This is a genomic window from Cohnella kolymensis, assembly GCF_000829465.1.
GTDB classification, from domain to species: domain Bacteria; phylum Bacillota; class Bacilli; order Paenibacillales; family Paenibacillaceae; genus Cohnella; species Cohnella kolymensis.
Map to the genome: position 1 here is coordinate 124331 of NZ_JXAL01000034.1, position 26569 is coordinate 150899.

Genomic DNA, 26569 nt, shown 5'->3' on the forward strand with positions numbered 1-26569 from the left:
TGGTGAAACGGGAACGATTTTATTCACGGCATTAAATACATTCAAGTAAGGAGGGGTCATGATGAGCAACGGCACTAAAGCAGCCGCGGAATTGCGGCGCGACAACAAGGGCGGTCAGTCCTTGTTCAGAAAAATGTTCGATTCGGATATGTCCGTCGGCTGGTTGTTCAGCTTGCCGTTTCTGATCTTGTGGGCATGGTGGTTCTTCTATCCTTTCCTGCAGTCTTTCATTCGCAGCTTCCAGGATGCCAACTTCGCAGCATTGGATGAAGCGAAATTCATCGGATTTCAGAACTATGTAAGGATTCTGCAGGATCCCGAGTTTTACCGGGCGGTCCTTCACTCGCTTGAGATCGTGTTGATCGCGGTCCCTGTGCAAACACTGATCGGTCTTCTAATGGCGATCCTGGTCAACCAAAAGATCAAAGGGAAGGGGATTTTCCGGACTGTCTTCTTCATTCCGTACATTACATCCCAAATCGCCATCACAACGGTATTCATGATGTTGTTCAAGCAGGGCACGTTCGTCACGGAATTCTTCGGACTTTTCGGGTTCGGCAATGTGACCTGGTTCGCAGATACGAACTATGCGCTTATGTTTGTCGCTATTCTATTTATTTTCCAACAATGCGGATTTACCATGATCGTCTATCTTTCCGGGCTTCAAGAAGTTCCGAAAGATTTGTATGAGGCGGGCCAAATCGACGGCGCATCCAAATGGGCGCAATTCCGCTACATTACCGTACCGTTCTTGAAACCGATCACCTTCTTCATTGTGTCAGTGGCAACGATTCTCGGTTTCCAAATTTTCGACCAGATCGCCGCCATCTCTAGATACGGCGCGCTCGGTTCCCCAGCGGGAGCCACCAATACGGTTGTTACCTATTTCTATCAGCACGGTATTCGCTATATGAACATCGGATACGGAAGTGCGGCCGTTGTCTTGTTCTTCTTGATAATCATGATCATTACGTACCTTCAGAAAAAACTGTTGGATGAAAAGGGGTGAGCGCAGGTGAAAACGAGAAAAGCTATAGCACAGTTCGGTAATTATACGCTGCTCATTATTCTTGGCGCTCTGTTCGCCCTGCCGTTTATATATACGCTTTACACTTCATTAATCACCATGCAAGATGTGAACAAGCTGGCCGGAGTTTCTAACTGGACGTTCGACAATTACAAGATGTTCTTCACGAATGACGCGTACAACGTGCCTAAATGGCTTATGAATACCGTCATCATGACGGCAGTCGTCATTCTAGGTAACCTCATCATTAACCCGATGGTCGGATTCGCACTAGCGAAACTCGACTTCAAGGGCAAAAAGCTCATCTACTGGATCGTCGTCGGTACGATGATGGTTCCGTATCACATGATTCTGATTCCTGTATATGTGAACGTGGCCGAGCTTGGCTGGTTGAACTCTTTTACGGGGTTAACGGTTCCGTTTCTGTATCAGGCGCTGTACATCTTCATGATGCGTCAATTTTTCATCAGCATTCCGACCGAATTCATTGAAGCGGCTAGACTCGACGGCTTGACTAAAGTAGGGGCGTTCTGGCGGATCGTCTACCCGCTGGCTCGATCCTCGCTCATCACGATGTCGATCCTGGCATTCTCGGGAACGTGGAACAGCTACTTGATCCCCGTTACACTGACGAGCGATCCTTCAATGTATGTGTTAGTCGTGGGTTTGAACAGCGTCAAGGATATGTTCTTCGAGAACACCCCGCTGATCATGGCAGGGGTCGTGCTCGCCACTTTGCCGATCCTGATCTTCTTCTTTATTTTCCAACGGCAGTATATCGAAGGCGTATCGAGCGCCGGAGTCAAAGGCTGATAAGCGCCCGGCGCTTCGGCGAAACATTTACTCTAAGCGGAATGAGGCGGGATTCATGGACTATCGCGTAATCAAGGAAGGGGATTTGTTTTTCCTCACCGACGTGAATGGGGATATCAATGGCAACGACGATGCCGGACACGGGCTGTATACGAAAGATACCCGTTTTCTAAGCCGCATGGAGCTGTTCATCGACGGAGAAAAGCCGACGCTTCTGGCATCGAACGCCGATAAAAGCTATTTTGCATCCATTCGGTTGATGAAAGTAAGCAAGGATGAAGGCGCAATCGAAATCCTCCGTGAACGCTATATCTACGACGGTATTCTATATGAGCGCGTATCGCTGACCAACTACTTTCCAAGGGCTGTAAGCTGCGATTTTGCAGCCGCTTTCGATGCTGATTTTCAGGATATGTTTATCGTCCGCAAATACCGTACCGGAGATGTTGGAGAAATCATCGGGCGGGAGATCGGCGAGCGCGGCATGTCCATCCGCTACCAAGGAAAGGACGACATCCTGAGAGAGACGCAAATCGAGTGGGATTGGCAGGAAGGCACGAAAGCCGGAGCGGACGGCTGCGTCCACTTTGCGGTTAGCTTGGACCCTAAGGAGTCGAAGCAGGTTTGTTTTACGGTTCGACCTTTGCTGAACGAACAGAAATCGTCTGTATTGCCTTTCGATGAAGGCCTGCGTAAACTGGAACAATCCTATGATCTCTGGTACAACGAAGGCGCACAAGCTAACTCCGATGTGCCGGTGTTTGACGATTTTTACCGCCGGGGCGTACAAGATTTACGCCTGCTCATGACGGATGTCGGATGTGGCGAGATGCCGGTTGCCGGCCTCCCGTGGTTTGCGGTTCCCTTCGGACGTGACAGCCTTATAACGTCCCTATTCATGCTCCCGCTGAATCCTGCTCAAGTCAAAAGCACACTCAGAACGCTGGCCGCTTATCAAGGGGAGAAAGTAGATCCCGAGAGAGATGAAGAGCCGGGTAAAATCATGCATGAAATCCGCTTCGGCGAGCTGGTAAACACGAATCAGTCACCATTTGCGCCTTATTACGGATCAGCGGACTCTACACCATTGTTTTTAGTGCTCATCGGCGAATATGTTCGCTGGACAGGCGACGCATCATTGGTGGAAGAACTGAAATCCAACATTGTGCGCGCGTTGGAATGGATCGACAGCTACGCCGGCAGAGCGGAAACCGGGTTCTTGACATACAGCCAGGAAGCCGAGAAGGGGTTCCCGAATCAGGGCTGGAAAGATTCGCCCAACTCCATCGTGCACGAATCCGGCGAATACGCCTCTTCGCCGATTGCATTATCCGAAGTACAAGGGTATGTGTATCAGGCGAAGAAAAGTCTGTCACCGATCTTCACCAAGCTTGGGGACACCCGGCTCGCCATGCGGCTGGACAAGGAAGCCTTTGAACTCAAGGAGCGATTCGAGAAGGCGTTCTGGATGGAAGATGAACGGTTCTATGCCGTGGCATTGGACAAAAACGGGCGGCAAGTACGTTCTGTCACTTCCAACCCGGGACATCTGCTGATGAGCGGACTTCCGGATACGTCCCGGGCTGAACTTGTGGCAAAGCGCTTAACCGCGAAGGACATGTTTAACGGCTATGGAATTCGCACCATGAGCACCGATTCCACAGGCTACTATCCGATGAGCTATCATAACGGAAGCGTCTGGCCTCACGATAACGGGATGATTCTGCTCGGTCTGAGCCGAACGGGGATGAAAAGGCAGGCCGGGCAAGTGATCTCCGGGTTGCTGAAAGCGTCCGAATCTTTCGAATACCAACGGCTGCCGGAGCTGTTCTGCGGCTATGACTCTTCGGTCGGTTCACCGGTGCCTTACCCGACCACGTGCTCGCCGCAGGCATGGGCAGCTGCAACTTCCATCGTCTTTGTACAGGCGATGCTCGGTCTCGTACCGGACGCACTGGAACAAACAATCGTATTGAATCCGCTCCTGCCTGAAGCGTTCAATGAACTGACGGTCACCAACATCTCCATCGGATCCGGACATTTAGCCGTCAGGATAACACGAGCAGCCGAATCTTCAGAGAGCGTGAATGTGGACGTTATTTCCAATACGACGGGTTTCAATCTTATCGTCATGCCGTAAAGGAGCAGTATCATGAACAAAACATGGTGGAAAAAAGCGGTCGTATATCAAGTGTATTGGCGCAGTTTTTATGACACGAACGGAGATGGATACGGGGACCTGCAAGGTGTTATCGAAAAGTTGGATTACATCCGCACCCTCGGTGCCGACGTCATCTGGCTCAATCCTTGTTACGGTTCGCCTGACGTCGACAACGGTTACGATATCTCGGATTACCGCGGCGTCATGCAAAAGGCGGGAACGATGGCAACTTTCGAGCGGCTTTTGCAGGAAGTTCATTCCCGAGGTATGATGCTGATCATGGATCTGGTCGTGAATCACACCTCCGATCAGCATCCATGGTTTATCGAGTCCCGTTCGTCCAAAGACAATCCGAAGAGGGATTACTACATCTGGTCGCAGCAAACGAATAACTGGCGATCCTATTTTACAACTTCCACATGGGAATGGGATGAACGCACAGGAGAGTACTATTTTCACTCTTTTGCCGTCGAGCAGCCCGACTTGAACTGGAGCAATCCGAAGGTGCGGGAAGAAATCTACGAGATGATGCGTTTTTGGCTGGATAAAGGGATTGACGGCTTCCGCATGGATGTCATCAACTTGCTGGCCAAGCAGGAAGGGTTCCCGGACGCGGAGAATCCCGAGAATATCTCTTACCTTGGCAACAACCCCGGCATTCATGAATATCTCAAAGAGATGAACGATCAAGTATTGAGACATTATGACGTGTTTACGGTAGGTGAAATTCCATTCGTCACGCCGGAGGACGGGCTTCTCTATGTAGGCGAAGATCGGGGTGAGCTACATACATTGTTTCACTTCGAAGTCTGTGATTACATGGCGCATTGGGACATGCAGCGTTTCAAGGAAATTCAGAAGCGCTGGTATGACGGCATGTGGGGAAGAGGCTGGAATTCGCAATTTTTGAATAACCATGATCATACAAGGCTCGTCACCCGCTTCGGCAACGACTCGGAATACCGTGTCGAATCCGCCAAATGCTTCGCCACCATGCTGCATACGCTGCCTGGCATGCCTTATGTGTACCAGGGCGAAGAAATCGGGATGACGGGTGTCCGTTTTCCCTCGATTGACGATTACGATGACATAGCGATGAAAAACAAGTATAAAGAAGAAGTCGGCAAAGGAAGAGACCCGCAGGAAGTGTTCGAAAGCTTGCTCCATCTGACCAGGGACAACTCAAGAACGCCGATGCAGTGGGACGAAACGCCAAATGCCGGGTTCAGCCAAGGCTCTCCATGGTTGAAGGTGAATCCGAACTGTTCCGAGATCAATGTGGAGAAGGCGCTCGCGGATCCGGACTCCGTATTTTATCACTATCAGAAGTTGATCCGACTGCGTAAAGACAACGAAGTGATGGTGTACGGCAGTTATGAGCCGATTCTGGACGAAGACGACCAAATTTATGCTTATTATCGTACTTTAGAAAGTGAAAGATGGCTCGTTGTTCTGAACATTTCGGATGAGGAGGCACAGTGCCGCCTGCCGGACAATGTGAACTCCAGCTTAGGGGAAGTTATCATACGGAATTATCCGGAAACGTCCGGTGGCAGTGAAGGGTTACTGCTGAAGCCGTACGAAGCCCGAGTATATCGCATACGCTGACAAAAAATACAGACTGCGCTCAGCGGTCTGTATTTTTTGATTTTTTTTCTGTTATATTTACATTAATAGGAAACCGTTCAGGGGAGGTATCGTATGAACGCTTCGTCGAATTGCGTATTGTACCTGGGCACCGAAGACGGGCTACTCGTCTATCGAGTGGATCAAAGCCAGTCCTTGAAACTCGTCGGCAGGGGCTTGCAAGGAAATGCAGTGAGGGCGATCGCCGTGCATCCTGCACAGTCTGATCACGCCTACATCGGCTGCGGTCTGAGAGGTTGGGGGTTGTACCGTACGAATGATTATGGACAACAGGTCGAGAAGGTCGGTTTTGCAGAACAGTGGGTGTGGGATGTCGTTCATCAACCGAATGATCCGAAAGTGATTTGGGTCGGGACTGAGCCGGCGATGATTTATAAATCGACAGATGATGGTGTATCCTTTACGGCGCTCAACGGTATCGGACAAGTTCCAAGTCGAAAATCGTGGAGGTTTTTTCATCCTCCATTTTATAGCGGACATATCCACGGCATTGCCTTTCATCCGCACAATGTGCAGCAAGTACTCGCCGGCGTTGAACAAGGCGCCTTAGTGTATAGCTTGAACGGCGGCGAGAGTTGGCAAGATACATTAGCCGGCTATGACCTTCACCGGATCTCATATAATCCGAACAATGCCGCACATGTACTTGCCGGCGCAGGGGAAGGATTGCTTGAGAGCCGGGACGGCGGAATGACTTGGCATATGGTTCCGGTCATGAAAGGCAAATATGTTCACGGCATTGCTTTCGACCCGTTTACTCCCGGCAGAGTTTACATATACGCAGATGACGGCGACAGCCCATTATACCGCAGCGATGATGAAGGTACAGTATGGCTGCCCGTGGGTAAAGGGTTATTCGCAGCAAAACCGTCGGATAATTTAGCGTTACATCCCCGCCTGCCTGATGTATTGTTCTACGCTGCCGATGTTACAAGCCGTGAAAGTATCATTTATTACAGTAATGACGCAGGGATGACTTGGTCACCGATTTCCGATCGGGTGCCTAAGGTATGGCGTATGAAAGCAGCATCATTGTAAATGATTTTGTTTAAGTGATGGAAGCTATCAATTGTTTGGCGTTTCGCAAATGCAGCTCTGTGTAATCCTGCCACTGTATGATGTGATCAATAACAGGTTTGTACTGATCGGGAGCGGCATCCTTCATCACAGCCAAACCGGAACGAACATTGCGATCTCTTAACTCTGCTTTTTGGATACATCCAGTCAAAGTTTCCAGAATGGAATGCTCCGTCTCCCCGTTCATGAACCTCTGTGCGGATCCCATTGCTGTCACACGATGATAGGATGCAGGGACGAGATGCGTATGCATTTCCGCATTTCCCTTTAAGTCTTTTGTTTCGGGGATGTGGAACAACTGGGTGCTGAAAGAACAAACCATTTGCTCGCCATATAAGCTCGCGTACAGCTCTGTAACAACAGGCTGCCATCTCTGCTGTTGCCTCAACAAATAACACCTTCTCGCCCCATACTCGGCAGACGCCTAACAATATCGTATGTAGATTCAAGCCTAAATGTGATAGGCCTGCTCCTGCGAGCGATCGAGTTTGAAACTCTTCAGACACGAAACTTGATTGATCGATTATAAAGTGGAAATAACCATTTCACACCGGCTGGAGTGAACGTGTCTGCCAACAGATGCGAAACGTAACCGGCAATGGAAACCGACATAATCCCAGGGACTTGAAGGTGGTTCTGAAGACCCCACCCTAATGCTCCCCACAGCATCACGGCCCAAATCGTATGCGTCAAACCGCGGTGCTTCAACCAAGGCACCCAGGCGACAAAACCACCCAGTCCCATTAGCCAATTCAGCTCGGAATACCAACCCGCGTAGAGCAAACCCAAACCAACCATGCTTACAAGGATATTGCGAATGATGCCTTCTTTGCTGACAAAACCGAGCAGCAAGAGCGTCACCGCCACTACGGATACCGTCAGATGGATGCGATCGTCCATGAAGTAGAGATATGCCGTCACTCCACTCAGGAGAACGCCCGCCCAAAGCACAATGTCTCGCAAAGATTTCGAGACTTTGCCGAGCGTGCTGCTAAGCAGACTGGTCCCATCCAGATCCGCGGATAAAGCAGAAAAGCTCGCCACAGACAGGTACAAAGCAGCATTGTTGAAGCTGAAAGGGTAATACAAGCTGGCCGCCGCCCCTATCGCAGCTCCGATTGCAAAATGAGTCGATCCTTTCATAGTTCCAAGTTCCCTCCGCTGACTGACTGAAGTTGGTTAAAAGGCAAACATACGTTTGCTGCGTAATTTTAGCACGCAACGCTGTATGCAAACAAGAGTAGATTCATAGCGAGTATTATCGTGAGAGAGGTGTATGAAATGCTGGACTATCCCTATGCCACGACGAGAGAAGAAAAGCTTAAAATGGCCAATGAAATTGCAAGTAGGCTGTTGAGCAGGTTTAAAGAATCGATTGCGGTCTTTTATTCACATTTTGCCTTTATACGATCCGGAACATATTTTTGAAGAGCTGCAAGTTTTGCCTTTAGCATTTACGTCAGAAGAGATCAAAAGCGTCATGAGAGAATTTATGATCTGGGAACCGTATGAGACGATGGGCAAAATAAGAAACGCGCGGGCGAACGGAAATGTGGATTATTTGTCCGTCGGAGCGAGAGACTTAAGCTGGCAGACGGCGAAACTGATCGGGCTGGCGAACAAGAAATACTTCAGCACAAGGGCGAAAACCTATAGTGAGTCTCTACACATGGCATTACAGCCGGAAGGCTATAAAGAAATGGTTATGTATGTGATCAATGGGAACTTCAGCGATAAAGAGAGAGTTTATTTATGCTGTGAAAATCTGTGGCTCGGCTTAAACAAATGGTTTGAGGAGCTTGGCATCAACTATAAGAGCGAGAGTCTTCCATTTTAAACCAACCGTCTTTTTTCCCGTCTACCGACAAAAAACAACGAATGTCCCCGAATAGTATGACTGACAACTCGAATACATACCTAACACACAGCAAAGGGGACTTCAAATGAAGCCGAAATCGATCAAGCTTATCACAAACACTATCTTGTCCGCCGTATTGGCGATGGGAATCGGCACAACAAGCGCTTTTGCCAACGAGACCCAAACGGCAGCACATGAATCGACTGCTCCCGCACCCGTAACAGGCAGCACCGAGAGTTCCGTAACGACAACCGCACCACAATCCAACTTATCCGAATTGCCTGCCGATTTCTTCTATCTGTTCAAAACAATCGTGATTAAGATAGAAATCGTGTTGACAGATGACCAGGTGAAGCAAGCAAAGCTTCATTCCGTTATCACTCAAGAGCGCATCAAGAGAGCAGAGGTTCTGATTATTAAAGGAAAAACGGACCTCGCTGTGGAAACGTTGCAGCAATCTGTTGCTGAGCAAGACCAAGAAATTGAAGAAAGCTTGCAGTCCGATGAAAATGAGAGCAACGAGGAAATTCAGGATCAGCTTCGCCATAATATCGAAGCTTTGACGATCGTAATGGCAAAAGTAAAGAATCCGAAAGCAAAAGCCGCTTTGGCCAAAAATATCAAGAAGAGCAAAGCAAAGTTATTGATCATTATCGAACAACCGGGTGAGCCGGAAGAACAGAAAACCGGGTTAACTGAAGTAGAAGTACAGCTTCAAGCTAAGCCGGTAAAGACTGAACAAGTTGAAAATGATGACGATCAAAAACGATTCGAAGATGAAGATAAAAATGATGATGAGGATTCCGGCGATAAAGACGAGGATCGGAAAGCGATGCAAGAAAAAATGAAGTCCGAGCGTAAAGCGGCGCAAGAGCAATACAAGCATGATCGGAAAATGGCTCATGAACAGTCCAAAAAAGAACGCAAAGAGTCTCATGAGAAATCCAAAGGCGATAATAAGTAACCGGTTAACTGCATGTTTTTGCCAGCCTTCATCCGGGTAATAAAGGCTACGTCCAACCATCAGGAGGTGGCTAAGCTTAATGGTTCCCGACCAAAAGAAGATACCGACAAAGCATAATGGCAAAGACGAACGATCCGCCAATTTTAAAGCATTCGTTGAAGGCAAGCAGGGTGCAGGACATCCGGAGTGGAAACAGGACAAAGCAACCGGAACGAACAACTTTATGGATCAACAGAACAAGCTGATCGACCAACATAACTTGCGTAAATAAAACAAAGACCTCAACTCCGCGTTGAGGTCTTTCTCTGTCTCATTTGCCTTCTTGAACGAACTTTTCAATACGCGCTTTGATGGAATCACGAACCTGGCGAAACTGCGTGATAATTTCTTCTTCAGTACCGGTCGCTTTCGCCGGATCGTCGAAGCCCCAGTGCCATTTGATTACGTTCTTGTTAGAAATGACAGGACAATGCTCGTCGGCATGGCCGCAAAGGGTAATCACGTAAGCTGCGCGGTTCAGTGTGTCCGGATCGATCACATTCGATGTGTGGTTAGAAATGTCAACGCCTGCTTCTCTCATAACCTGGACCGCTCGAGGGTTCAATCCGTGTGCTTCCAGTCCGGCGCTCTTCACCTCGTATTTATCTGCACCTAAAGTGTTCAAAAACCCGTCAGCTATTTGGCTCCTGCAAGAATTCCCCGTACATAAGAAATACACAAGCGGTTTTTCCATTTGTTCAATCTCCTTCGTTATCAATTGATCAGGCAATGATATTTAACCAAAGGTAAAGCCCGGTTAAAGTGATGAACAATACAGGCACCGTTAATACAATCCCAACTTTAAAGTAATAGCCCCAGCTGATTTTTACGCCTTTGCTTGAAAGCACGTGCAGCCAGAGGAGAGTGGCCAGGGAGCCGATTGGAGTGATTTTCGGTCCTAAATCCGAGCCAATAACATTCGCATAAACCAAAGCTTCACGTAAAGTACCGCCGGTGTTCGTGTTATGAATCGCCAAGGCGTCGATCATGACGGTAGGCATGTTGTTCATAATAGATGAGAGAATCGCAGCGATGAATCCCGATCCCACCGTTGCCGCAAACAGCCCCTGATCAGCAGTCCATTGGAAAACCTCGCCCAGGCGATCGGTCAATCCGACATTGCGCAGACCGTATACGACAACATACATTCCGATGGAAAAGACAACAACCGCCCAAGGCGCTCCTTTGACTATTTTCCAGGTGTGAATCTCGGGAGTTTGCCGTGCCAGGAGCAAGAAGATAATCGCCACAACACCTGCAATGATGGACACCGGCAGGTTAATGAATTCGCTGGAAAGATATGCGGCCAGCAGTACGGCCAATACGATCCATGAGATCCGGAATAAGCGCGGATCCTTGATCGCCTCACCCGGCTTTTTCAATTGCGACAAGTCGTAATGTTTAGGAATGCTTCCCCGGAAAAATAGATAAAGGACAAGCAAGCTTGCAGCAACAGAGAAGAAGGTGGGGATAATCATGCGGCTTGCATATTTGACAAAACCGATGTCGAAGAAATCTGCAGACACGATATTCACCAGGTTGCTGACGACCAATGGCAAGGAAGCGGTATCCGAAATAAACCCGCTCGCCATAATAAACGGGAGAATCATCCGCTCATCGAATTTAAGCGCACGCACCATCGCCAGTACAATGGGTGTCAATATGAGTGCAGCGCCATCGTTCGCGAAGAATGCGGCAACAGCGGCACCAAGCAGCACGACATATACGAACATCAGATTGCCGTTGCCTTTTGCAAAACGTGCCATATGAAGCGCGGCCCATTCGAAAAAGCCGATTTCATCAAGGATCAAGGAAATGAGAATGACAGCTACGAAAGCCAATGTGGCGTTCCAGACGATCTGCGTCACTTCCCAGACATCATGAAAGTTAACGACTCCGCAGAGCAGTGCGATCACCGCTCCCGCGCTAGCGGACCAGCCGATGTTCAGACCTCTTGGCTGCCATATTACAAAAACCAGGGTGATAAGGAAAATAACCGATGCAAGTGCTAGCATAATGCCTCCTGTGTTAGTTGCAGTTATCGGGACTAAGATCGTCGACATCTTTTTTCATAGAAGGGAGTTCCGATAAAACCTGTTTCACATAAGGTTTATCTTCTACGTTTAAAGAGTAGTAAATCCAGTGACTTCGGCGTGTCTCGTTAACAAGGCCGATGGTTTTTAACTTTTTTAAATGTTGGCTGACATTGGGCTGTGTGGTTTGCAGAATCTCTACGATGTCGCAGACACACATCTCCCTTTCTTTAAGTAACGCGAGGATGGTCAACCGGGTCTTATCCGATATGATCTTCAATAAATCAGACATCTCCGTAAGTGTAGCCATGTTTCATCCCTTTCTGTATGAGCTGCGTAAACAATATGTATTATACACGCCGGTGAAAATAAGTAAACAATTATATTAGTGACGAATTATTTTATCTCAATATTTAATCAAAAATAATTGATTAAATATTGATTGGTTAACTTTAACATGGTACGATGTGTTCATCAAAAGAATTTGATGCAGGAGGTGCAACTGTATGATTAAAGAACTTCCTCTATTAGTTGAACCCGCAAAGTCGGTTGATTTTTCTAAATATGAGGCGAAATTTAAAGCCCTGGCAGACCAGAAGAGGCTGCAAATCATGCATGAACTCACGCAAAGAGGGAATACCTGTGTGTGCGATTTGTCCGACATTGTGGATATGCCTCAATCCAAGCTTTCGTATCATCTCAAGATCTTACTTGATGCCGGCCTGATCCGTCGCGAGACTAAAGGCACCTGGAGCTATTATGAATTGAATCAAGCGGAAGTGAACGGTTTGCTGTCGCCGGAGTTGTGCTGTATTTTCCGAAAAGATGAAGTGAATAATAAGGATTGTTGTTAAATCAAATTTTTTTTGATAAAGTGATTGACAGCACTTGAAAATCATGGTAATTTTAATGCGAGAGATAAATCAAAAAAAATTGATTAAGTTAGGGGAAGATGAAAAATGAACATCAATCCTTACGCGGCGGAACAACTGATGAGGCAGAAGCAATCACAACTTGACAAAAAATTACGGAACGCATGGGTTCTTGCAAAAACAAAAGCGCATACGCCTTCGTTATTCGATCGCCTTGCTGCAAAATTCAGCCATAAGACGATCAGCAAGCGGAACACCATTAACCAGGAATGCTGCTGCGCGACCTGTTAATTTTTTTGTGCAATAAATCAAAATATTTTGATTAATAGTTGAGGAGAAAAAACTATGAACAGTTTACCGATTGCGATCATAGGCGGCGGCCCGGTAGGTATGGCTGCTGCCGCGCATTTAGCGCAAAGACAACAACCGTTTATTTTGCTGGAAAAAGGGGATTCAGTCGGCGCATCGGTGTGGAAGTGGCGCCACGTCAGATTGTTTTCAGCTTGGGAATTCAATGTCGACCGTGCTGCAGCTGAGTTGTTAACCCAAAGCGGTTGGCAGTTTCCCGACAAAAATGTGCTTCCAACCGGCGAGGCCTTGATCACGGAATATTTATTGCCGCTTTCCCGTCTTCCCCAGATCAAGCCGTTCATCATAACGGGAGCGGATGTTAAATCCATTCACCGCAAAGATATGGATAAAATGAAAACTCTCGGCAGAGATTCTGTACCTTTTGAAATTGTATTCGAGACATCCGGTGAAATGCGGAGGATCGAGGCGTCTGCCATCATCGATTCAACAGGAACATGGAACACGCCAAATCCGATCGGTGCGAGCGGAGACTTCGCCGAAGGGGAACAGCAGCTGTCTGCTCATGTGTATTACGGCATTCAAGATACGAGTAACGCCCAGGACGGGCGCTATGTCGGTAAATCAATTGCTGTAGTGGGCAGCGGTCATTCTGCGATCAACACCATTTTGGAACTGCATCAGCTTCAGCTCCTTAATCCGGACACTGAAATACATTGGATACTGAGAAAATCCGCTTCGGAAACTTACGGAGGCGGGGAGGCAGACGATTTACCGGCACGAGGCGAGCTGGGACAGAGAGTCAAAACTCTGGTTGAGCAGGGTAAGGTGCGGGTTCATACTCCGTTCCTGGTTCAGAAACTGCAGCAAGCCGGCAATCAAGTCAGCCTGATCGGCACATTGAACGGTGTGGAATACACGTTGCCGGGAATTGATGAAATCGTGGTGAATACGGGCGCAAGACCTGACTTTACCTTCCTCAGGGAACTTAGATATCAGGCCGATCCGGCCTTGGAAAGCGTGCCTGCCCTGGCTGATCTGATCGATCCCAACATCCATAGCTGCGGCACCGTGAGACCGCATGGCGAGTTCGAGCTGCGTCAGCCAGAAAAGAACCTTTATATCGTCGGCTCCAAGAGCTACGGGCGAGCGCCGACTTTCTTAATGGCCACGGGATACGAGCAAGTTCGCAGCGTTGCAGCGGCTCTAGCCGGCGATTGGAATGCTGCCCGACAAGTTGAACTTAAATTACCGGAAACAGGCGTCTGCAAAGTAGGTGGGCCGGCATCTGATTCTTCGTGTTGCGGCATCCCCGTACAGATCCAGCTAAAAACCAAGAGTACGTGCTGCTAAGTAAGCTTGCTTCGGGTGAACCGCAGGAATAACTTCCTGATCCGACGCAATCGAGGCACGTCACAGCATAAGGCAGTTTGTGCAAGAGAGCATTCATAAGGATCAGATTACTGAAATCATCCGCTTAGCCGGTCTTGCCCCGAGTGCTTGGAATTTACAGCCATGGAGATTCCACATTGCCACGGACAAGCAGATGAAGGAACGCTTGCAGCAGGCCGCCTACGGTCAAAAGCAGGTAACATCCGCGCCGGTCGTGATTATGGTGGCGTGCGATATGGAAGACGTCGTTAAAAAAATCCAAATAAAAAGCAGCCGGCATCAATTGATGCCGGCTGCTTTTATCCTGTAGATACATTTACCGCCGCCTTCGGCCAAACAATCGGTACGTTTAACGTCGGCGCCCAACAAGGTTTCGAACAGCTTTAACTCACAACTGCAGGCATGGTTATATTTATCGGCGATCTGAAGAATAGGGCAGTTATTTTCTGTCAGCACATACTCCTCATCATCAACCTTTTCAAAAGCTGCCATGTAGCCATTTTCATTTTGAATTTCCGTAAGAACCGCGACTTTAGCCTCAAGATCCTTCCCTTGCATTCTGCCTTGATACCTTCTGACAAGGGAATCCTTTCGACGGTCGAACAAACCGTTCACCACGACTGATCCTGATTCAAGTTCAAGTTCACCCAGAAGGTCGAGGGCTACCGAACCGTATCTTGTCGGGAATAGATCTTGCGCTTGCTTAGTCAATCTGTACACCGCAACCGGCCGTCCCATCGGCTTACGGAGTGTGGTGGATTCAATGAGAAGATCTTGCTCCAGCTTGATGATATGCCGCCGCACCGCCATACCTGTAATTCCAAGCGGTTCCGTTATTTCTTTCGCGGTTAGAGGGCCGGTTGTTTTTAACATCTGCACAATTTTTTCGCGGGTAGACAGATCTAAGTCAGACTTCATTGTAGACCACCGCCTGACGCCTTAATTTTTGCCGGAAGCGGCCGCTGCAAGGTCATGCTCCTCACAAGCCGTCGAACAATATCCGCGGCGGGTCGTCTCACATTCTTCGCAGACCAAATGCTGAAGATGACAAGTATCATCCGCGCAATTAATGTAACGGTCCGTTGCTTCCCCGCAATGATGGCATTTGCCCACAACAACGTGTTCATCGGTCTGATTGATCCGAACGGAAATACGTTCGTCGAACACGTAACAGTTGCCGTCGAAACCTCGTCCTTGCACCTCAGAATCTTTTCCGTAGGTTACAATTCCGCCATCCAACTGATAAACGTCTTTAAATCCTTCCTTTTGCAGAACAGAGGTTAACATTTCGCATCGGATCCCGCCGGTGCAGTACGTGAGAATAGGTTTATCTTTCAACTCCGCCAAGTTCTCCCGTATCCATTCCGGAAATTCGCGAAAAGTCTCCACATCAGGTTTAACCGCATTTCTAAAATGGCCGAGCGCGTATTCATAATCGCTTCTGCCGTCAAGAACAATCACATCGTCCCTTTGCAGATACTCATAAAACTCTTTTGGCTGCAATCGTTTGCCGCCATCCACATTGGGATCGAGCTTTTTGTCGTAACGGAGCGTGACCAGTTCTTCCTTGTGACGCACAAAAATCTTCTTAAAGGCATGACGATCGGATTCATCGATTTTAAAGAACAGATCCGAGAACAGAGGATTGGAATGCATATGTTTCATGTACTCTTCCGTTTGCTCGACTGTTCCCGACAGTGTACCGTTAATGCCTTCGGAGGCGATCAAAATTCGTCCTTTAACTCCAAGATCCTTGCAAAATTGCAGGTGTTCGGCGGTGAAAGCTTCAGGATCGGGTATTTCGATATATTTGTAAAAAAGTAAAATTCGATATTCGTTGTTCATCATAGTTCACCTTTCGTTATGGTTTAGAACAAAGAACAGCGGAAGAAAAAGGGGACGCCTTTTTCTTCCGCCACAGAGGGCACTGCTAACTTACTTACGTAAGTTGTATTTTAGCGTGTTAAGTCTACTTAGTCAATATATTTGTTTAAAAAGTGTGAGCAGCTGAAACGCCCAGATCCGAACATAAAATTGATTGGTTACGAGGGACGATCTCACATGAATGGGGGTCGTCTCTCTTTTCGCTTTCCGTTATGATAGAATTAGAAAAAAAATAGAAAAGGATGATGACCGTGTCCAAAATCGACCAGCTCGAAAATTTGCAAACGATTCTAAAGCAATTCAAAGATCTCGACGAGACGATGACGCATTATTCCGATATGCTCAGCTTGGCAGGCTGGGACCAGCAAGTCAAAGCGCCGTCAAAAGGAAAAGCTTATTTTTCAAAGGTTCGCGGTACGCTTTCCACCGAACTGTTCCGGCTCGGAACGTCGGATCAGATGCGGCGTTTGTTGGATGCGCTCTCACAGCCGGAGATTCAAGGGCAATTGGATGAACCGACCAAAGCCGCAGTTCGTGAGCATAAACGCGAATACGATAAAAACAAGAAAATCCCGGAAACCTTACATAAAGAGTTCACAATCCATACCGCCAACGCACGCAACGTGTGGGAAGAAGCGCGGAAAGACAACAATTTCGAGAAATTCCGGCCGACGCTGGAGCGAACCGTGAATTTTATTCGCCAATATGCAGAGCTTTATGGATATGAAAAGCATCCTTACGATGCGTTACTGGACAATTACGAACCCGGATTGACTGTAGAACAGCTTGATGGAATTTTCTCCACCTTACGGGCCAAGACGGTGAAATTGCTGCAGCGAATCCGTAATTCTTCGGATCAGCCCCGCGATGTGTTCGAAGGCAGTTTTGACGTGGTTCAACAGGAGAAGTTTAACTTATTCCTGCTCCCGCTGCTGGGTTACGATTTGGATGCCGGTCGGCTCGACGTCACGGCTCATCCTTTCGCATGCACAATAAATGTTGGAGATGTGCGAATTACGACACGGTATTTTGACAACGATCCGAAAAGCTCGCTGTTCGCCACGATACACGAAGCAGGCCATGCGATATACGAACAGGGCGTAAATCCAGACTACGAAGGGTCTGTTATCAGCGGGGGAGTATCTCTGGGCATCCATGAATCCCAATCCCGGTTCCTCGAGAATATGGTAGGCCGGAGCGAGGCGTTCTGGGAGCGATACCTGGACGACTACAAGAGCTTTTTTCCGGGCAAATTCGATAACGTCTCGCTGCGCGATTTTTACAGGTCGGTGAATATCGTCTCGCCATCGTTTATCCGTGTCGAAGCAGACGAAGTGACTTATAACCTGCATGTCATGATTCGCTACGAAATTGAAAAAGGTTTGGTGGACGGCACAGTTGAAGTGAAGGATTTACCGAAGCTGTGGAACGAAAAGATGCGCGAGTATCTCGGTGTCGAACCTCCATCGGATTCGTCAGGCGTCCTGCAGGATGTCCATTGGTCATATGGGGCATTCGGCTATTTCCCTACGTACTCGCTGGGAAATCTGTATTCGGCGCAGCTTCGCAACACGATTCTGAAGCAGTTCCCGGATTTCTACGACATCATACGTCGAGGAGAATTTGCAACGATCCGCGAATGGCTTCGGGAGCAGATTCACACGCATGGCAGTGTGTATTTGCCGTCGGATCTGATTGAGCGCGTCACCGGCGAGCCGTTAAATCCGGAGTATCTCGTCCGGTATTTGCAAGAAAAGTATTCTGACGTTTATCGTCTGCAGGACTGAGTTCCTAATGAAGCATGTGCGGAAGGAAGGTGCTGTGGAATGATGACGGAGCGGTATTCCGAAATTGACGAAGTGATCGCCTATATTCATAAACATATTTACGATCCTCTTCCTCTTGCCCGATTGGCCGATCATGTCGCCTACAGCCCTTACCACTTCACGCGAATTTTCAAAGAAAGAATCGGTCTGCCGCCGCTCTATTATGTTTCTTCCCTTAGATTGCAAAAAGCGAAGGATTTTCTCCTGCGTACCAATTGGAACGTTCGCGATATCGGACTTGAAATCGGACAACAAAGTCTCGGAACGTTCACCACCCGTTTCACCGAACGGGTAGGGGTGTCTCCCTCCGAGTTTCGGGATTCAGCACTCCAAGCCGACAATCATTTGCGTTCACTGCAAAAGCTTGATGATTGGCCGAGAGAAATACCGACTTCAACTCGCCACGCCAGAATAGAAGGAACCGTCCAAGCGGAAGTTCCATTCGAAGGCGTCATTCTCATCGGATTGTTCGCCAAGCCGATTCCGGAAGGACTTCCCTTGCATGGAACGCTGCTTTCTTGCTTGGGCGATTTCTGTTTCACAGGTGTTAAACCAGGCACTTATTATTTGATGGCCACATCAGTGTCTTGGGAAATGAATGCCTTAGATGTGCTGCTTCCGCACGCAACCTTACGCACCCGCTCGAAAGAGCCCATCATCGTCGAACCTTACTCCACCGTCCCGCATCAGCAAGTCACTCTCCACGAACCTCGACCGGACGACCCTCCGATTCTGATTTCTCTGCCCTTACTGATGAACAATTTCCTCAAACGGAAGATGCAATATAGCAATCGATAAGACGGGAGGTATTCCATGATATCCGTTGCATTGCTAAGCAAATGGCATGTTCATTGGATTGACTATATGAAGGAAGCGCAGCAAAATCCGAACATCCAGATTGTGCGAATTTGGGACGAACAACCCGAGCGGGGCGCAGCATGGGCCAAAGATCTCGGTGTCGGCTTCGAGCCGGATTTGGAACGGCTTCTGGCGGACCCGACCATTGATGGAGTTATCGTTACTACGCCTACCAACATGCACAAAGATGTCATTGTAGATTTACGAGGCTGTCAAAAGAAACAATGTGCAGCTGATGATCTCACTTCCTCGTCTGGTTGAACCCTATTATTTGTACGCTCAAGCGGCGATCGATCAAGGAATGCTAGGCAGGCTTAACACCGTTCGTTGTCGGGTGGCTCACAACGGTTCCGTGTCTACAAACAAAGACCCAAGGGGCTGGCTCCCCGAGCATTTTTATGATCCTGTTACTTGCGGCGGCGGGGCGTTTATCGACTTAGGAGCCCATCCCATATATTTGAGCAACCGGTTGGGCGGTAAAGCGAAATCCGTATCCGCGCATTTCGTCATCCCGGAAGGTTACAACGTAGATGTTCATGCTCTCGCAGTCGTAGAGTATGAATCCGGTGCGCTCGGCATTTACATCAGGTGTCGGCCTGTTTCTGATGGAACTTCACGGAACGAAAGCCAGCATTCTAATTGAAGACGGGCGTGTCCGTCAAAAGCCGGCAGGCGGTGAGTGGGAAGAAGTGAAGCTGCCGGAACGGCTCTCTATGCCGATGGAACAGTGGGCTTCGGCAATCGAAGAAGGCTATCAACCTTCCATAGGGAAGCGAGACGCAGTACTGCTGACTCTGATTAACGAGGCGGCAGCTGAATCTCATCGTTCAGGATGCAAGGTTGAACTAGATAATATACGAAATGCATGAAAAGCTCGACAACATCATGAATATCAATCGAGAACCGCCAAGTCCTTCTGCTGTGACAGCAGAGGGATTTTTGTCTTTTATATTAGATTTTTAACATCTTTTGTCGATCTGACTGCCGGATGAAGGAATCTAATAGCTTTGGGTCGAATGGAAAATACATGTAAAACCCAAGCAGTTCACATCGTTCATAAAGGAGGCCGGTCTTTAGTCAGCAAGATTAATATGTCCATGGAGGGATACAAATGAATTTACTTAAACGCCGGAATATGATCAGCATTCTATTTTCCTTGATGCTCCTTTTAGCAGCAGTCAATCCTGTTCAGGGCATGGTGAAAGTAACGGATGACAGCTTAACCGTTGACCAACAGGATAGTGAATATGCTTATGTGCGTTTTTCCGACGCGCCGATCGCTTCCTATGACGGAACAGTCAGCGGTTATGAACAAACAAAACCCGCTAAGGGACAGAAGCTAGAGCTAAACTCCCCATCTGCTAAGAAATATGGTAACCGCTTGCAAGCCCAGAGGGAAAACTACATCAAGTGGCTCGCAAAGCATCTTCCACAGGTAGAGGTAGTCACCGAGTATAGTGTGACTTATAACGGTCTCGGCTTGAAGCTGAACGGCGCCTCTCTGAAAGATATCAAGTCGGGTCCGGGCGCAGCGGACAGCGGTTATAGTGAGACTTATCATAAGGCAATGAGCAGCAGCACAGGCTTAATCGAAGCACAAGGCTTGTGGGACGTTCTTGGCGGCCAAGCAAACGCTGGTGCCGGAATGAAGGTCGGGGTGATTGACAGCGGTATTGATAACACCCACCCATTCTTGCAGCCGAATGACGGAATGGCGATGCCCGAAGGATTCCCTAAAGGCGATGAGAGATTCACTTCCAATAAGGTAATCGTTGCGAAAGTGTTTCATCAGGAACCGCGGCAAACCGCTCAAGCTATTGAGAGCCATGGCAGCCACGTATCAGGAACCATTGCCGGTAAAGCCGGAACGATGCCGACACTGGGCAATTCTCCGTTAAGCGGTGTGGCTCCGGGGGCTTATCTGGGTAACTATAACGTCTTCCCTGGCCATGTCGAGGATGCGAAGAGCCTCTTTATTGCGAAGGCCGTTGAAGAAGCAGTGGCCGACGGAATGGACGTTCTGAACTTGAGCCTTGGCGGAACACCGCATAAGGGTGCCAGTCTGCTTGATATGACCGTCAACGCAGCAGTGGATGCAGGCGTTGTGGTCGTAATCTCAGCAGGCAACGAAGGCCCAGGCAACTACACAGTCGGATCTCCCGGTACCTCAGACAATGTGATCACCGTAGCTGCAACGACAAACGGCCATACCTTTGCCATCTTTTTAGAAAATCCCGCCCTGGGGGCGGAAGGTCGTACAATGGCCACTACGGGCGACGGTAACGGTAAAGTGACCGGACCGTTAACCGGTGAATTCGCTGTATGGTCCAATTTCGCCGGCGGCGACAAACTGGCTTGCTCCGCAATTTCCGGTAAGCCGCTTGAAGGAAAAATTGCTCTTATCCAACGTGGATCATGCACGTTTTCGCAAAAAATTAGTAACGCTGCAGCGGCTGGCGCAACTGCGGCTATACTCTATCAGAACGTAGACAGCAATCCGATCCCGATGTCTACTGACGGAGTAACGATTCCGGCCGTAATGATCGGCAAAGCTGCCGGTGTGACCTTGAGTGAACTGAACGATACCCAAGATCATAAAGTATCGATCACGTATCCACCGAGCGAGACGGTGGAGCAATCGAATCTGGCTGCAGACTTTACGTCTTGGGGTCCGACGCCAAACTATACGCTGAAGCCTGACGTTGCCGCACCAGGGGTGAATATTTATTCGTCCGTCGTGGGCGGCGGTTTTGAACTCTTCCAAGGTACTTCTATGGCTGCGCCTCATGTGGCGGGTTCTGCCGCGATACTTCTTGCAAACAGCCGTGCACAAAACCTGGGATGGGGACCGGCAGAGGTAAAAGCAGCACTCATGGCGACAGCGCACGATGCTGCAGGTAGCGTTCTTGGAGGAGATGTAAAGGACCCACTGAAAGTAGGGGCAGGAATCATTAATCTCACCCGTGCTATGAACCCGCCGGCAATGGCTTTCCCATCATCGCTCAGCTTCGGCTTAGTCAGACCTGTAGGAAACCAAACCTATCAAATGACTTTCTCTTTAAAGAATCCGACAGAGGATGCACAAAATTATGAATTGCAAGCTGACGCTAATATACAACTGAGCCAGAATAGTGTTGACATTGACAAAGGCTCAAGTACCGATATTACCGTAACAGTGGTGAACCGTGGAGTTCAATCCCCGGGGCAAGGCGGCACTCCTCAACTGATCCGCGGATACATCATGGTTAAGTCCGATGCCGGTGATATCCGGGTTCCGTACCTGTACGTTATCGATTACAATCGTTAAGACTCACTGACAGAACAAAAACCTTGCGATGAATGCGATCGCAAGGTTTTTGTTGTCCACATTATCGCATTCGATCGTAAAATCGCAGTTAATAAGAAATCCTAACATATGAGACATGTTATATTTGAAGAACTTGCGTTTAACGAAAGGAGAATTTTGCGATGACGACCTTTAATCATATACCGGCTGCAAAGGCAGAAATGCTTATTCGCAAACCGGTTGAAGAGGTTTTTGAAGCTTTTATCGAACCTGCGGTCACTACAAGGTTCTGGTTCACCAAAAGCAGCGGAAGATTAGAACCTGGAAAGTCTGTCCGGTGGGATTGGGAGATGTACGGTGTATCCACCAACGTTAACGTAAAAGAAATCGAGGAAAACAAGCGAATACTCATAGAATGGGAGGCGTCATATGGCTACACCACTGTCGAATGGATTTTTACTCCGCGAGCAGATCACGAAACTTACGTCACGGTGACGAACTCAGGGTTTCAGGGAGATGGGGACGACATCGTAAAGCAAGCCATAGATTCAACGGAAGGATTTACGATCGTGCTCTGCGGGCTTAAGGCGCTTCTCGAGCACAACATCATCTTGAATCTTGTTTCGGATAAATATCCTGACGCCCACATAAATAATAACGAATGAAGGAAGGTACTATGACCCGAAATGTTATTTACAGGTATCACTTGACGACAGCTCTCGAACGTACCTTCGCAGCAAGAATCAACGAGATCGAGAAAGTGGTGCTGACGAACAAGGAGTTGGAGCTTGACTGGCGAAATTCAAGGCAGATCATCGTGCGGGACAGCGACTCCTTGTCGCGTGAAGTGAAAGCTCGCAAGCAAAGGGATGGCAAGAAGATTTCGGTGGAGAGCGGCGTGCGAACATGGCAATCATTCATACGGCATGAGCTGTTCGACGAGCTGAGGTTGCTTATTCATCCGGTTATCGCCGCAAGAGGGGACAAGCTTTTTCATGATGCCGGGACGGCCTGCCGCTTGGAGTTGCTCGACTGCAAGCGATTCGGGAACGGTGTGGTTGCTCTGCACTACGAGAGATATCGTCGATCGGAGATGTCCGTATAATGGCTATGATTTTTGTTTAATGTAATAGAAAAAACAAAGAAACAAATAAAGGAGATTACGATGACAGAGGAACAGGCAACAATTGAAACAGGATGGAACTTCGACAACAGTTATGCACGTCTGCCGAAATCACTTTTTACGAAGCTGGACCCGACCCCTGTACGCTCACCGAAGTTGATCATTCTTAATGAACGGTTGGCAGCATCCCTGGGACTGCACGTCCAAGCTCTGCAAAGCATGATGGCATAGAGGTGCTTGCCGGCAACCGGATTGCCGAAGGCGCTTTGCCTCTCGCTCAAGCTTACGCGGGGCATCAATTCGGTCATTTTACCATGTTAGGGGACGGACGGGCTCTGCTGCTTGGAGAGCAGATCACTCCCCAAGGTGAGCGGGTTGATATTCAGCTTAAAGGTTCAGGCAGAACGCCATACTCCCGCGGAGGAGATGGTCGAGCGGCACTCGGGCCGATGCTGCGCGAATACATCATCAGCGAAGCCATGCATGCGCTCGGTATTCCTACCACACGCAGTCTGGCAGTGGTGGCTACCGGTCAGTCAGTAATGCGTGAGACGGAGCTGCCTGGTGCGGTTCTGACACGTGTGGCTGCCAGTCATCTGCGCGTCGGCACTTTTCAATATGCTGCAAATTGGGGCACTATTGAAGATCTCCGGGCTCTGGCGGATTACACATTGCACAGACATTTTCCAGAAATTGACGCTGTTGAGAACCGCTATCTTGTCCTACTTAGGGAAGTGATCAAGCGTCAGGCCGTACTGATTGCCAAATGGCAGCTCGTTGGCTTTATTCATGGCGTGATGAACACCGACAATATGGCCCTTAGCGGAGAAACGATTGATTACGGTCCTTGCGCCTTCATGGATGTCTATGATCCGGCAACGGTATTCAGTTCGATTGACATTCAAAGCCGCCGCTATGCCTATGGCAATCAGCCGCATATTGCCGCGTGGAATCTCGCGAGATTCGCTGAAACACTATTGCCGCTGCTGCACGACAACGAGGAACAGGCTGTGAAACTGGCCGAGGATGCGATATCTGATTTTACCGAGTTATATCACCGTAATTGGCTCGCGGGAATGAGGGAGAAGCTCGGAATCTTGAACGAGGAGCCGCAGGATGAATCCTTTATCGAAGACCTGCTCAGTATGATGCAGAAGTATCGTGCGGATTACACCAATACCTTCCGCGCATTAACTTTCGATAAGCCCGAGGATACGGACCTTTACGGCAGCACGGAATTTGCTCAGTGGCATGAGCGGTGGCAGGAGAGACTAGGCAGGCAGCAGGAGCCGAAAGCCTCCTCGCATGAGTTGATGAGGAACAGCAATCCGGCTGTAATCCCCCGCAACCACCGGGTGGAAGAGGCACTAGAAGCAGCGGTAAAAGAAGGAGACTACAGCGTGATGGAGCGGCTTCTTCATGTTCGTTTCGAGCCCCTACGCGCATTCCCCAGAACAAGCAGATTACGCCGTACTTCCGGCGCCATCGTCCCGTCCTTTCCGAACCTTTTGCGGTACTTGATCTAGAAGCATTGGACCATCTAATGTTCACGGGGTTCGTCGTCGGATACAATTCTGCAGGCATGCATATAAAAGGGACCCCATCGCGGATGTGATAAATCCATTATGGTAACTCCTTCCGCTCTGCAGGCGTGGAGAAACTTCTCATCTGCGCAATAGATGCCGACGTGCCCGACTCGCTCAATACCTTCTTTCATTTCATTGTCGTATTCGGAGATCATTGCGGATATATCAGTGTCACTTAATAAAGGGCGCGTATCTATTAGGTAGGGCGAAAGAGTTGGAGAAGCCTTTAATGCTTGATGTACGACCCACTTGTTTCCCAGCCAATCACTTGCAAAAGGGACACCTGATGTGGACTTGAATTTTTCAGCTTTTCTAAAATTGCGGATGTTTCTGTAATAACCGATGTCGTAGACGAGGGACGGGTAGACTGCTGCCGCAGGCACCCATTTACCGCCTCTATTTGTTTGTGTATTTATTCGACGGCTTCGTAAATCTACGTGATCTGGAGTGAAAACAAAGACCTTGTCAAAGCCTTCGATTTCGGCAGCTCTCACATAAGGGCAAAACCGTCTGAGGGAACCCAGTTGAGATGTCATGATGCCTGAAGTCTTCTTCATGCAAGCACCTCAATCCATGATCTCGTCAAACATATGAAAGTGTATTTGCAGGTGTCCAACTTTGATCAACAAGAATATTTTGCTTGTATCAAATGGATCTCATAAGGTAGTGGTACTGTGAAAGAATCCGAAACCGTTTCACCGAGTGAACGTCCGACCATCGGGGTTTTAACTGCACGTAAAGAACTTAAGTTCGATACGCCGGTGTTTTTTCAAGACCTTGCGATAGCGGCTGCCGCTTTGGGAGCGCAGCTGTTTCTGTTTTCGCCCGATGATGTAGAGTTGTCTGACGGCAGTATTCGGGGCTTCATCCCCGACCCTATAACCTTAACTTATCAGGAGGATACATTTACAAATCCGAATCTCATTCTGGACCGGTACCTCCCATACCGCAAATCATTCGATGAGCTCCAAAAGTACCAAGAAATCCGGCAGAATCCGGCGTTCCGTATAGTCAACTCCTGTCTTCCTGACAAATGGAACGTGTATCAGATTCTTAAAGCAAAACCGACGGTCGTAAAGAATCTGCCGACAACACGGCTATATTCATCCAAAACCTTGCGGCAGATGATCAAGAGGTACGAGACGGTCTACATGAAGCCTCTGCATGAAACAGGGGGGCGTGGAATTATAAAGATTACTCACAAACGAAAGGGATACTCATTGTATGCAAGGGATTTACACCGTGTCCAGTCATATAGCCGGGTGACCAGCCTGGAGGAATTACTTGCTCGTATCCAAAAGATTACGCTGGGTCATGCCTACTTGGTCCAACAAGGGCTTGATCTCAGTCTTGTTGAAAATCGGGTTACGGATATGCGGTTATTGCTGCAAAAAACTGAAAACGGGGAATGGTCGGTTACGGGTTACGGTATGCGTGTAGGCGCAAAGAACAGCCCAACTTCGAATTTACACGGCGGTGGAATAGGGAAGCCTGTACAGCTCTTATATTCAAGATTTGGCAAGAAGCGCTCGAAGCGTATCCGCCAACGTTTTCTTAAACTGGCTTATCGGGTTGGCCGAACTATTGAGAAGCACTGCGGTCAAATGGTAGAGATGGGTCTGGACATTGGTATAGATACAAGAGGAAAGGTGTGGCTGATTGAGGTCAATGGCATGCCCGGCCGCCAAATTTTCAAGCAAATGGATCGAATGAATCTTTACCGCAAAGCTGTTTCGTCACCTTTACGCTATATATTAGGGTTATTATCAATCAAAAGCAGCGAAAAAAAAGCGCAAACATGAAGGAGGAGGAGT

29 protein-coding genes and 1 pseudogene are annotated in these 26569 nt (G+C 48.5%); 22 read left to right on the top strand and 8 right to left on the bottom strand.

Features of this window, described 5'->3' with window-relative positions; genetic code table 11:
- Positions 1–58 precede the first annotated feature (58 nt).
- From SD71_RS21370 to SD71_RS21390, 5 genes are all read left to right on the top strand, one after another.
- Positions 59–1009, top strand: coding sequence for a carbohydrate ABC transporter permease (locus SD71_RS21370; RefSeq protein ID WP_235427303.1), 951 nt, complete (start codon positions 59–61; stop codon positions 1007–1009).
- Positions 1010–1015: 6 nt separating this feature from the next.
- Positions 1016–1840: a carbohydrate ABC transporter permease gene (locus SD71_RS21375; protein ID WP_052476507.1), complete on the top strand. Its 825-nt coding sequence runs from the start codon at positions 1016–1018 to the stop codon at positions 1838–1840.
- A 55-nt stretch (positions 1841–1895) separates the two neighbouring features.
- Positions 1896–3980, top strand: a complete 2085-nt coding sequence (locus tag SD71_RS21380; protein ID WP_041067886.1) for an amylo-alpha-1,6-glucosidase — start codon at positions 1896–1898, stop codon at positions 3978–3980.
- Between the two features lie 12 nt (positions 3981–3992).
- Entirely contained in the window at positions 3993–5609 is a 1617-nt protein-coding gene (locus SD71_RS21385) for a glycoside hydrolase family 13 protein (protein ID WP_041067888.1), read from the top strand.
- A gap of 93 nt (positions 5610–5702) precedes the next feature.
- Entirely contained in the window at positions 5703–6686 is a 984-nt protein-coding gene (locus SD71_RS21390; RefSeq protein ID WP_041067890.1) for a VPS10 domain-containing protein, read from the top strand.
- Positions 6687–6696: 10 nt separating this feature from the next.
- Here the strand turns inward: SD71_RS21390 and SD71_RS21395 are convergent, their stop codons facing one another.
- Both SD71_RS21395 and SD71_RS21400 read right to left on the bottom strand, forming a co-directional pair.
- A complete protein-coding gene (locus SD71_RS21395; RefSeq protein ID WP_041067892.1) occupies positions 6697–7113 on the bottom strand; it encodes a hypothetical protein in 417 nt (138 codons plus the stop codon).
- 110 nt (positions 7114–7223) lie between these two features.
- Positions 7224–7868: a metal-dependent hydrolase gene (locus SD71_RS21400; RefSeq protein WP_041067894.1), complete on the bottom strand. Its 645-nt coding sequence runs from the start codon at positions 7866–7868 to the stop codon at positions 7224–7226.
- 253 nt (positions 7869–8121) lie between these two features.
- On the opposite strand from SD71_RS21400, the gene SD71_RS21405 reads away from it, so the two are divergent.
- The 3 genes from SD71_RS21405 to SD71_RS21415 all read left to right on the top strand — a co-directional run bounded on the left by SD71_RS21405 (position 8122) and on the right by SD71_RS21415 (position 9818).
- Positions 8122–8562, top strand: coding sequence for a kanamycin nucleotidyltransferase C-terminal domain-containing protein (locus SD71_RS21405; RefSeq protein ID WP_268747779.1), 441 nt, complete (start codon positions 8122–8124; stop codon positions 8560–8562).
- Positions 8563–8668: 106 nt separating this feature from the next.
- Positions 8669–9547 (top strand): DUF5667 domain-containing protein, encoded by an 879-nt coding sequence (locus SD71_RS21410; protein ID WP_041067896.1) that lies wholly within the window; start codon positions 8669–8671, stop codon positions 9545–9547.
- A gap of 79 nt (positions 9548–9626) precedes the next feature.
- Positions 9627–9818: a hypothetical protein gene (locus tag SD71_RS21415; protein WP_041067898.1), complete on the top strand. Its 192-nt coding sequence runs from the start codon at positions 9627–9629 to the stop codon at positions 9816–9818.
- A 39-nt stretch (positions 9819–9857) separates the two neighbouring features.
- Here the strand turns inward: SD71_RS21415 and arsC are convergent, their stop codons facing one another.
- From arsC to SD71_RS21430, 3 genes are read right to left on the bottom strand one after another with little or no spacing between them, the layout of a single operon-like run.
- Positions 9858–10280: an arsenate reductase (thioredoxin) gene (arsC, locus tag SD71_RS21420; RefSeq protein ID WP_041067901.1), complete on the bottom strand. Its 423-nt coding sequence runs from the start codon at positions 10278–10280 to the stop codon at positions 9858–9860.
- 28 nt (positions 10281–10308) lie between these two features.
- Positions 10309–11601 carry an arsenic transporter gene (locus tag SD71_RS21425; RefSeq protein ID WP_041067903.1) on the bottom strand — a complete coding sequence of 431 codons (1293 nt, stop codon included), beginning with the start codon at positions 11599–11601 and terminating at the stop codon, positions 10309–10311.
- A gap of 13 nt (positions 11602–11614) precedes the next feature.
- Positions 11615–11929 (bottom strand): ArsR/SmtB family transcription factor, encoded by a 315-nt coding sequence (locus tag SD71_RS21430; RefSeq protein WP_041067905.1) that lies wholly within the window; start codon positions 11927–11929, stop codon positions 11615–11617.
- 196 nt (positions 11930–12125) lie between these two features.
- On the opposite strand from SD71_RS21430, the gene SD71_RS21435 reads away from it, so the two are divergent.
- The 4 genes from SD71_RS21435 (at position 12126) to SD71_RS21450 (ending at position 14502) form a co-directional block, all read left to right on the top strand.
- Positions 12126–12473 carry an ArsR/SmtB family transcription factor gene (locus SD71_RS21435; protein WP_041067907.1) on the top strand — a complete coding sequence of 116 codons (348 nt, stop codon included), beginning with the start codon at positions 12126–12128 and terminating at the stop codon, positions 12471–12473.
- A 105-nt stretch (positions 12474–12578) separates the two neighbouring features.
- Complete coding sequence (locus SD71_RS21440; RefSeq protein ID WP_041067909.1) at positions 12579–12782, top strand: hypothetical protein; 204 nt, start codon at positions 12579–12581, stop codon at positions 12780–12782.
- Positions 12783–12836: 54 nt separating this feature from the next.
- Positions 12837–14153, top strand: a complete 1317-nt coding sequence (locus SD71_RS21445; RefSeq protein ID WP_082034401.1) for an NAD(P)-binding domain-containing protein — start codon at positions 12837–12839, stop codon at positions 14151–14153.
- Between the two features lie 49 nt (positions 14154–14202).
- Entirely contained in the window at positions 14203–14502 is a 300-nt protein-coding gene (locus SD71_RS21450; RefSeq protein ID WP_082034402.1) for a nitroreductase family protein, read from the top strand.
- Here the strand turns inward: SD71_RS21450 and SD71_RS21455 are convergent.
- Complete coding sequence (locus SD71_RS21455; RefSeq protein WP_041067911.1) at positions 14472–15110, bottom strand: helix-turn-helix transcriptional regulator; 639 nt, start codon at positions 15108–15110, stop codon at positions 14472–14474. The two genes, SD71_RS21450 and SD71_RS21455, sit on opposite strands and share 31 nt — an antisense overlap.
- Positions 15111–15131: 21 nt before the next feature.
- Positions 15132–16040, bottom strand: a complete 909-nt coding sequence (gene trhO, locus SD71_RS21460) for an oxygen-dependent tRNA uridine(34) hydroxylase TrhO (protein ID WP_407637562.1) — start codon at positions 16038–16040, stop codon at positions 15132–15134.
- Between the two features lie 287 nt (positions 16041–16327).
- Here trhO and SD71_RS21465 point away from each other — a divergent pair, with 287 nt between their 5' ends.
- The 9 genes and pseudogenes from SD71_RS21465 to SD71_RS21495 all read left to right on the top strand — a co-directional run bounded on the left by SD71_RS21465 (position 16328) and on the right by SD71_RS21495 (position 24690).
- The gene (locus SD71_RS21465; protein ID WP_407637563.1) at positions 16328–17863 is read left to right on the top strand and encodes a carboxypeptidase M32; all 1536 of its coding nucleotides are present in this window, start codon (positions 16328–16330) and stop codon (positions 17861–17863) included.
- A gap of 42 nt (positions 17864–17905) precedes the next feature.
- Positions 17906–18700 carry a helix-turn-helix transcriptional regulator gene (locus SD71_RS21470; protein WP_041068104.1) on the top strand — a complete coding sequence of 265 codons (795 nt, stop codon included), beginning with the start codon at positions 17906–17908 and terminating at the stop codon, positions 18698–18700.
- A gap of 15 nt (positions 18701–18715) precedes the next feature.
- Positions 18716–19021: a Gfo/Idh/MocA family oxidoreductase gene (locus SD71_RS25295; RefSeq protein WP_052476511.1), complete on the top strand. Its 306-nt coding sequence runs from the start codon at positions 18716–18718 to the stop codon at positions 19019–19021.
- Complete coding sequence (locus SD71_RS25300) at positions 18996–19403, top strand: Gfo/Idh/MocA family protein (RefSeq protein ID WP_235427324.1); 408 nt, start codon at positions 18996–18998, stop codon at positions 19401–19403. Before SD71_RS25295 ends, SD71_RS25300 begins: the two co-directional genes overlap by 26 nt.
- Positions 19366–19629: a hypothetical protein gene (locus SD71_RS25305; protein WP_235427308.1), complete on the top strand. Its 264-nt coding sequence runs from the start codon at positions 19366–19368 to the stop codon at positions 19627–19629. Before SD71_RS25300 ends, SD71_RS25305 begins: the two co-directional genes overlap by 38 nt.
- A gap of 242 nt (positions 19630–19871) precedes the next feature.
- Positions 19872–22067: a S8 family serine peptidase gene (locus SD71_RS21480; RefSeq protein ID WP_041067915.1), complete on the top strand. Its 2196-nt coding sequence runs from the start codon at positions 19872–19874 to the stop codon at positions 22065–22067.
- A 161-nt stretch (positions 22068–22228) separates the two neighbouring features.
- Positions 22229–22711 carry an SRPBCC family protein gene (locus SD71_RS21485; RefSeq protein ID WP_041067917.1) on the top strand — a complete coding sequence of 161 codons (483 nt, stop codon included), beginning with the start codon at positions 22229–22231 and terminating at the stop codon, positions 22709–22711.
- A gap of 11 nt (positions 22712–22722) precedes the next feature.
- Positions 22723–23151, top strand: coding sequence for a dihydrofolate reductase family protein (locus tag SD71_RS21490; protein ID WP_052476513.1), 429 nt, complete (start codon positions 22723–22725; stop codon positions 23149–23151).
- A 60-nt stretch (positions 23152–23211) separates the two neighbouring features.
- Positions 23212–24690, top strand: a pseudogene (locus SD71_RS21495) (protein adenylyltransferase SelO).
- Between the two features lie 19 nt (positions 24691–24709).
- Here SD71_RS21495 and SD71_RS21500 read toward each other — a convergent pair.
- The gene (locus SD71_RS21500) at positions 24710–25312 is read right to left on the bottom strand and encodes a YheC/YheD family protein (protein ID WP_041067920.1); all 603 of its coding nucleotides are present in this window, start codon (positions 25310–25312) and stop codon (positions 24710–24712) included.
- Positions 25313–25429: 117 nt separating this feature from the next.
- Between SD71_RS21500 and SD71_RS21505 the strand changes: the two genes are divergently transcribed.
- Positions 25430–26557, top strand: coding sequence for a YheC/YheD family endospore coat-associated protein (locus SD71_RS21505; protein ID WP_052476514.1), 1128 nt, complete (start codon positions 25430–25432; stop codon positions 26555–26557).
- Positions 26558–26569: the final 12 nt, after the last annotated feature.

Coding starts and splice junctions, on each gene's coding strand:
- SD71_RS21370 (WP_235427303.1), top strand. CDS start 59: ATGATGAGCAACGGCACTAAAGCAGCCGCGGAATTGCGGCGCGACAAC.
- SD71_RS21380 (WP_041067886.1), top strand. CDS start 1,896: ATGGACTATCGCGTAATCAAGGAAGGGGATTTGTTTTTCCTCACCGAC.
- SD71_RS21385 (WP_041067888.1), top strand. CDS start 3,993: ATGAACAAAACATGGTGGAAAAAAGCGGTCGTATATCAAGTGTATTGG.
- SD71_RS21390 (WP_041067890.1), top strand. CDS start 5,703: ATGAACGCTTCGTCGAATTGCGTATTGTACCTGGGCACCGAAGACGGG.
- SD71_RS21400 (WP_041067894.1), bottom strand. CDS start 7,868: ATGAAAGGATCGACTCATTTTGCAATCGGAGCTGCGATAGGGGCGGCG.
- SD71_RS21410 (WP_041067896.1), top strand. CDS start 8,669: ATGAAGCCGAAATCGATCAAGCTTATCACAAACACTATCTTGTCCGCC.
- SD71_RS21415 (WP_041067898.1), top strand. CDS start 9,627: ATGGTTCCCGACCAAAAGAAGATACCGACAAAGCATAATGGCAAAGAC.
- arsC (WP_041067901.1), bottom strand. CDS start 10,280: ATGGAAAAACCGCTTGTGTATTTCTTATGTACGGGGAATTCTTGCAGG.
- SD71_RS21425 (WP_041067903.1), bottom strand. CDS start 11,601: ATGCTAGCACTTGCATCGGTTATTTTCCTTATCACCCTGGTTTTTGTA.
- SD71_RS21430 (WP_041067905.1), bottom strand. CDS start 11,929: ATGGCTACACTTACGGAGATGTCTGATTTATTGAAGATCATATCGGAT.
- SD71_RS21435 (WP_041067907.1), top strand. CDS start 12,126: ATGATTAAAGAACTTCCTCTATTAGTTGAACCCGCAAAGTCGGTTGAT.
- SD71_RS21440 (WP_041067909.1), top strand. CDS start 12,579: ATGAACATCAATCCTTACGCGGCGGAACAACTGATGAGGCAGAAGCAA.
- SD71_RS21445 (WP_082034401.1), top strand. CDS start 12,837: ATGAACAGTTTACCGATTGCGATCATAGGCGGCGGCCCGGTAGGTATG.
- SD71_RS21455 (WP_041067911.1), bottom strand. CDS start 15,110: ATGAAGTCTGACTTAGATCTGTCTACCCGCGAAAAAATTGTGCAGATG.
- trhO (WP_407637562.1), bottom strand. CDS start 16,040: ATGATGAACAACGAATATCGAATTTTACTTTTTTACAAATATATCGAA.
- SD71_RS21470 (WP_041068104.1), top strand. CDS start 17,906: ATGACGGAGCGGTATTCCGAAATTGACGAAGTGATCGCCTATATTCAT.
- SD71_RS25295 (WP_052476511.1), top strand. CDS start 18,716: ATGATATCCGTTGCATTGCTAAGCAAATGGCATGTTCATTGGATTGAC.
- SD71_RS25300 (WP_235427324.1), top strand. CDS start 18,996: ATGATCTCACTTCCTCGTCTGGTTGAACCCTATTATTTGTACGCTCAA.
- SD71_RS25305 (WP_235427308.1), top strand. CDS start 19,366: ATGGAACTTCACGGAACGAAAGCCAGCATTCTAATTGAAGACGGGCGT.
- SD71_RS21480 (WP_041067915.1), top strand. CDS start 19,872: ATGAATTTACTTAAACGCCGGAATATGATCAGCATTCTATTTTCCTTG.
- SD71_RS21485 (WP_041067917.1), top strand. CDS start 22,229: ATGACGACCTTTAATCATATACCGGCTGCAAAGGCAGAAATGCTTATT.
- SD71_RS21490 (WP_052476513.1), top strand. CDS start 22,723: ATGACCCGAAATGTTATTTACAGGTATCACTTGACGACAGCTCTCGAA.
- SD71_RS21500 (WP_041067920.1), bottom strand. CDS start 25,312: ATGAAGAAGACTTCAGGCATCATGACATCTCAACTGGGTTCCCTCAGA.